Origin of the sequence: Streptomyces gardneri, assembly GCF_006539185.1 — a bacterium.
GTDB lineage: Bacteria > Actinomycetota > Actinomycetes > Streptomycetales > Streptomycetaceae > Streptomyces > Streptomyces gardneri.
In genome coordinates, this window is the sequence record NZ_BJMN01000107.1 from 1 (window position 1) to 5,599 (window position 5,599).

Sequence of the window (5,599 nt, forward strand, 5' to 3'; positions counted from 1 at the left end):
CCACCAGCCCTTCGAAAGGAGACAGGCCGTGACTCTGAAGATCGCAGTCTGTGTGAAGTACGTCCCCGACGCGACCGGCGACCGCGGTTTCGCCGACGACCTGACGACCGACCGCGAGGCCGTCGACGGCCTGCTCTCGGAGCTGGACGAGTACGCGGTCGAGCAGGCCCTCCGCATCTCCGAGGAGTCCGACGACGCCGAGGTCACCGTCGTGACCGTGGGCCCGGACGACGCCAAGGACGCGCTGCGCAAGGCGCTGTCCATGGGCGCCGACAAGGCCGTCCACGTCAACGACGAGGACATCCACGGCTCCGACGTCATCGCCACCTCCGCGATCCTGGCCAAGGCCCTGGAGAAGACCGGCTTCGACCTGGTCGTCTGTGGCATGGCCTCGACCGACGGCACGATGGGCGTCCTGCCGGCCCTGCTCGCCGAGCGGCTGAACGTGCCGCAGGTGACGCTGCTCTCCGAGGTCTCCGTCGACGGCGACACGGTCAAGGGCCGCCGCGACGGCGACTCCGCGACCGAGCTCCTGGAGGCCCCGCTGCCGGCCGTCGTGTCGGTCACCGACCAGTCCGGCGAGGCCCGCTACCCCTCCTTCAAGGGGATCATGGCCGCCAAGAAGAAGCCGGTCGAGGAGCTTGACCTCGACGACCTGGACATCGACGCCGACGAGGTGGGCCTTGCCGGGTCCTGGACCCTCGTCGACGCGGTGGCCGCTCGCCCGGCCCGTACGCAGGGCACGATCGTCACGGACGAAGGGGACGGCGGCAAGCAGCTCGCGGCCTTCCTCGCCACCCAGAAGTTCATCTGACCCACCGTCAGCCAGACACCCACTCAGGAGCAATGAATCATGGCTGAGATCCTGGTTCTCGTGGACCACGCCGACGGTGCGGTCCGCAAGCCGGCCCTCGAACTCCTCACCCTGGCCCGCCGCATCGGCGAGCCCTCGGCGGTCGTGCTCGGCGCCGGCGAGGCCGCGGCCTCGATCGCCGCCACGGCCGGCGAGTACGGCGCGGCCACCGTGTACGTCGCGGACGGCGCCGAGTTCACCGACCAGCTGGTCGTCCCCAAGGTCGACGCGCTGACCCAGCTCGCGAAGGAGAAGGGGGCCGCCGCCGTCCTGGTGACCTCCTCCGGCGAGGGCAAGGAGATCGCCGCCCGCGTCGCGCTGCGCCTCGGCTCCGGTCTGATCACCGACGCCGTGGAGCTGGAGGCCGGCGAGAACGGCCCGGTCGCCACCCAGTCCGTCTTCGCCGCCTCGTACCAGGTGCGCTCGACGGTCTCGCACGGCGTCCCGGTCATCACCGTCAAGCCGAACTCCGCCGCCCCGGAGGCCGCCCCGGCCGCCGGCACGGTCGAGAACGTCGCGGTCGCCTTCACCGGCAACGCCGCGAAGGTCGTCTCGCGCACCCCGCGCGTCTCCACCGGCCGCCCCGAGCTGACCGAGTCCGCGATCGTGGTCTCCGGCGGCCGTGGCGTGGGTGCGGCCGAGGGCTTCGCGGTCGTCGAGAAGCTGGCCGACTCGCTCGGCGCGGCCGTCGGCGCCTCCCGCGCCGCCGTGGACGCCGGCTGGTACCCGCACGCCAACCAGGTCGGCCAGACCGGCAAGCAGGTCTCGCCGCAGCTGTACGTCGCGGCGGGCATCTCCGGTGCGATCCAGCACCGGGCGGGCATGCAGACGTCGAAGACGATCGTGGCGGTCAACAAGGACGCCGAGGCCCCGATCTTCGACCTCGTGGACTACGGCGTGGTCGGCGACCTCTTCGAGGTGCTGCCGCAGCTGACGGACGAGATCGGCGCCCGCTGACCGTTCCGTCGCCCGACACGAGAAGGGGCGGTGAGTGGCACTCTGTGCCACCCACCGCCCCTTCTTCGTGCGCGTCGTGTCAGATCCAGCCGTCGAGCGGGACCTCTTCGCAGAGCCGCACGACCGGCCTGCGACCGGTCGTGCCGACGCCCGAGGAGACCTTCACCCGGACGCCGGGGCGTACCGCGTGCAGCGGCCCGTCGACGCGGCAGCGGACCGTGAAGCCCTCCGTCATGTACACCGGCCAGAGGTCCGCGTCGGCCGCGGCGACCCCGCGTCGTACGGATATCACGCCCTCACCCTCGCTGAGTTCGGGCGACAGCTCGGTCGACCCGCAGGTCGGGCAGAGCAGTCGCTGGAAGGTCGTGGTGTGGCACCAGCGGCAGCGCTGGAAGTAGAGATCGGCGTCGGGGCCCGCCTCTTCGGCGGCCTTGACGGCGGTCCCGCTTCTCAGTCCGGTGTGGAACACGATGGGTTCTCCTTGCACTCGGCGGCTCGACCGTGCATGGAGCAAAGATATGGCACTGAGTGCCATCAAATAAAGACCTGAGTTCCCTCAATTAGAGATACCGGGATCCCTGACGAGAGATACGTCAGCTCTCGCCGAGGCTCGACTCCACCTCGCGCACCACACGCCACATCGGGGTGGACCTCTTGGTGATGACCACCACGACGTCCTCGTTCTCCTCGGCGGGCGCGTCCGCCACCGCGTCCGGGCTCCAGGTCGCCCGGACGAACTCCAGGGCCTGGTCCACCTCCGCCAGCGGGTCGCCCTCGCCGCCCGAGCGCAGCCAGTGGCGCAGGGCGTGGTTATGGGCGGCGACGACGGCCGCCGCGGCCACGTTGGCGCGCAGGGTGCCGTCCCGGCGGTCGGCCCAGCGGGTGCGCAGATAGTCGCCGAGGGTCTTCTCGTACCGCCAGACGACCGAGAGCTCGTACGTCCGCAGTCCGGTCACCTCGCGGGTGAGGCGGTAGCGCTGCACGGAGAAGGTGGGGTTCTCGGCGTACATCCGCATGACGAGCCGGGCGGCGTCGCAGACGCGCACGATCGGGTCGTCGGAGTCGGCGCTCGCCGCGAGGAAGCGGGTCATGTCGGCGAGGCACTGCTCGTGGTCGGGGAAGACCACGTCCTCCTTCGACGGGAAGTACCGGAAGAAGGAGCGGCGGCCGACGCCGGCGAGCGTGACGATGTCGTCGACGGTCGTCTGTTCGTAGCCGCGCTCGAGGAAGAGCTGGAAGGCCGCGGCGATGAGGGAGTCCCGCATCGCGGGCTTCGGAGAGTTCGTCGAGGCTGTTCCCATGGCCCGAACCTAACACTCGAACCGCTCGATGCGGCACTTGGTGCCGAGAGATTCCGGCACCGAGTACCGCATCGAGGGTACGGAGGGTCAGCGGGGGGCCATGCGCAGGGCGCCGTCCATCCGGATCGTCTCCCCGTTGAGGTAGTCGTGCTCGACGATCATCGTGACCAGTCGGGCGTACTCCTCCGGGCGCGCGAGGCGCTGCGGGAAGGTGACGCTCGCCGCGAGACCCGCCCTGACGTCCTCGCCGAATCCGGCCATCATCGGGGTGTCGACGATCCCGGGGGCGACGGTGACGACCCGGATGCCGAACTGGGCGAGGTCGCGGGCCGCGGTGACGGTCATGCCCGCGACGCCCGCCTTGGAGGCGGCGTACGCGATCTGGCCGACCTGGCCCTCGAAGGCGGCGATCGAGGCGGTGTTCACCACGAGGCCGCGCTGCCCGTGCTCGTCGGGCTCGTGCCGGGCGATGGCCTCGGCGGCGAGCCGCATCACGTTGAACGTCCCCAGCAGGTTCACGTTGAGGACCGTACGGAACAGGTCGAGGTCGTGCGGCCCCTTGCGGCCCAGGATGCGGGCGGAGGGGGCGATGCCCGCGCAGTTCACGGCGAGCCGGAGCTCGGCGCCGTCGGCGTCGATCGCGGCCAGGGCCTCGCGCACCTGGTCCTCGTCGGTGACGTCCGCGGCGAGCAGGCGGACGCCCTCGGGCAGCTGCCCGGCGGCCGCGACGGCCTTGTCCAGGTCGAGGCCGTAGACGGTGGCGCCACGGGCGGCCAGCGCGGCGGCCGTGGCGGCGCCGAGGCCGGAGGCGGCGCCGGTGACGAGAGCGGCGGAGCCTGCGATGTCCATGGAACTCCTCGTTCGTATCGTGCGGGTGGGACCCTGCCGCCGGGATGGCCGCCGGATCGGGCGCGTGCCCGCGGGGGACCGCGCGGTCCGCGCGATCTGCGCCGCCCACCATAGAACCGCGGGCAGCGCCCCCGGAAGCGGAACCAGGACATCCTCCAGGGGTAGTCGACCGGTCGTAGACTTCCGCCATGGGGCGAACGAGTGACGCGCGGGAGCGCATCCTGACCGCCGCGAAGACGCTGATGCTGTCGCGCGGCTACTCCGCCCTGGGCGTGGCGGAGATCTGCAAGGCAGCCGGGGTCCCGAAGGGCAGCTTCTACTACTTCTTCGCCTCCAAGGAGGAGCTGGCGCTCGCCGTGATCGACGAGCACTGGACGGGTCAGCGCGCCGAGTGGACGGGGGCACTGGACGGTGACGGAGGCGGGGACGGGGCTGACCGGGCGCTCCAGGGGCTGCGGAGGCTGTACGAGTTCACCGCGGCCGAGCTGCGGGCCGGGCAGCGGAGCTGCGGCACCGTCACGGGCTGCCTCCTCGGGAACCTGGCCCTGGAGATGAGCACCGGGACGGCGACCGTGCGCGAGCGCCTGCGGGAGATCTTCGACGAGCAGGTGGCGCTGGTGGAGGAGACCGTCGCCGAGGCCCGTGGGCGCGGCGAGGTCACCGTCGCCGACGCCCACGAGGCCGCGCGCGCCCTCGTCGCCCAGCTGGAGGGCCAGGTCCTCTTCGCCAAGCTGTACGACGACGTGGGGCGCCTCGACGTCCTGTGGCCGAACTCCCTGGCCCTGCTGGGCGCGCGGACCTCCTCCACCACTGACTGAACGACCGTCAGAAAGGTTTGTTCGGCAGGTACTTGCCGTCCAGCGTGATGACGGCGCGCTCGCCGCCCTCGGGGTCGGCGACCTTCTTCACGTCCAGCGTGAAGTTGATCGCGGAGATGATGCCGTCACCGAACTGCTCGTGGACCAGGGCCTTCAGGGTGGTGCCGTACAACAAAAACTTCGCGACCCGACGCCATGTCGACGCCTACGTGACGGAGCACCGGGTCAGCCCCCGGATCGCGGTGGAGGCCAACTCCGTCAGCGCGCTCACCGAAATCGTCCGGCGTACCGCCCTGGCCACAGTCCTGCCCGACGCCGTCACACGCGACCACTCCTACCTGACCCCCGTTCCGCTCTCCCCCGCGCTCCCGTCCCGCGGCGTCGCCCTCCTGCGCCGCACCGGCGGCTACCGGAGCGCGGCCGCCGAGGCCTTCGCCGAGCTGGCGGTGGAGAGCGAAGGGGCCGTCGGGCCGGACCGGCCATAGGGGGCGGCGAGACGGATCGGGATCATCCGATCGGTCGACCCGGGGGTCACCCGTTGAGCCCGCCGGGTGCAGCCGGGACGCCGACGGGGTGCGGCGCGGTACGGCACCAGGATGGAAGGGAGAGAGCGGGCGGCATCTCCCCGACGGCCCCCGCGATTCCCCGAGTTCCCTGGAGCGGACCCCATGAAGCACGTGAAGAAGGCCTCGACGCGCACCCGTGCCGTGACCGGCGGCGCGATCGCCGCGGCGATCGCGCTCGGCGCCTTCGGTGCCTACTCCGCCAACGCCACCGACGAGGACACCACGGCCGCCGCGGCCGTCGCCAAGGCCGACGCC

The 5,599-nt window shown here is 71.5% G+C and carries 6 protein-coding genes and 2 pseudogenes; 4 read left to right on the plus strand and 4 right to left on the minus strand.

The features are described 5' to 3' along the window. Positions 1–28: 28 nt before the first annotated feature. Both SGA01_RS40365 and SGA01_RS40370 read left to right on the plus strand, forming a co-directional pair. Positions 29–814 (plus strand): electron transfer flavoprotein subunit beta/FixA family protein, encoded by a 786-nt coding sequence (locus tag SGA01_RS40365; protein ID WP_055640741.1) that lies wholly within the window; start codon positions 29–31, stop codon positions 812–814. Positions 815–853: 39 nt separating this feature from the next. Continuing rightward, entirely contained in the window at positions 854–1,810 is a 957-nt protein-coding gene (locus SGA01_RS40370; RefSeq protein WP_141303374.1) for an electron transfer flavoprotein subunit alpha/FixB family protein, read from the plus strand. 79 nt (positions 1,811–1,889) lie between these two features. Here the strand turns inward: SGA01_RS40370 and SGA01_RS40375 are convergent, their stop codons facing one another. From SGA01_RS40375 to SGA01_RS40385, 3 genes are all read right to left on the minus strand, one after another. Further along, positions 1,890–2,279 (minus strand): zinc ribbon domain-containing protein, encoded by a 390-nt coding sequence (locus SGA01_RS40375; RefSeq protein ID WP_141303376.1) that lies wholly within the window; start codon positions 2,277–2,279, stop codon positions 1,890–1,892. A gap of 124 nt (positions 2,280–2,403) precedes the next feature. Beyond that, complete coding sequence (locus SGA01_RS40380) at positions 2,404–3,111, minus strand: TetR/AcrR family transcriptional regulator (RefSeq protein WP_141303378.1); 708 nt, start codon at positions 3,109–3,111, stop codon at positions 2,404–2,406. 87 nt (positions 3,112–3,198) lie between these two features. Beyond that, positions 3,199–3,960, minus strand: a complete 762-nt coding sequence (locus SGA01_RS40385) for an SDR family NAD(P)-dependent oxidoreductase (protein WP_141303380.1) — start codon at positions 3,958–3,960, stop codon at positions 3,199–3,201. Positions 3,961–4,148: 188 nt separating this feature from the next. On the opposite strand from SGA01_RS40385, the gene SGA01_RS40390 reads away from it, so the two are divergent. Beyond that, on the plus strand, positions 4,149–4,778 hold the full coding sequence (locus SGA01_RS40390) for a TetR/AcrR family transcriptional regulator (RefSeq protein WP_141303382.1): 630 nt from the start codon (positions 4,149–4,151) through the stop codon (positions 4,776–4,778). A gap of 7 nt (positions 4,779–4,785) precedes the next feature. On the opposite strand, the pseudogene SGA01_RS40395 reads toward SGA01_RS40390, so the two are convergent. Then, positions 4,786–4,950: pseudogene (locus SGA01_RS40395) on the minus strand (cyanase); the annotation flags it as partial. Between the two features lie 4 nt (positions 4,951–4,954). On the opposite strand from SGA01_RS40395, the pseudogene SGA01_RS40400 reads away from it, so the two are divergent. Next, positions 4,955–5,263, plus strand: a pseudogene (locus tag SGA01_RS40400) (LysR substrate-binding domain-containing protein); the annotation flags it as partial. Positions 5,264–5,599 lie beyond the last annotated feature (336 nt).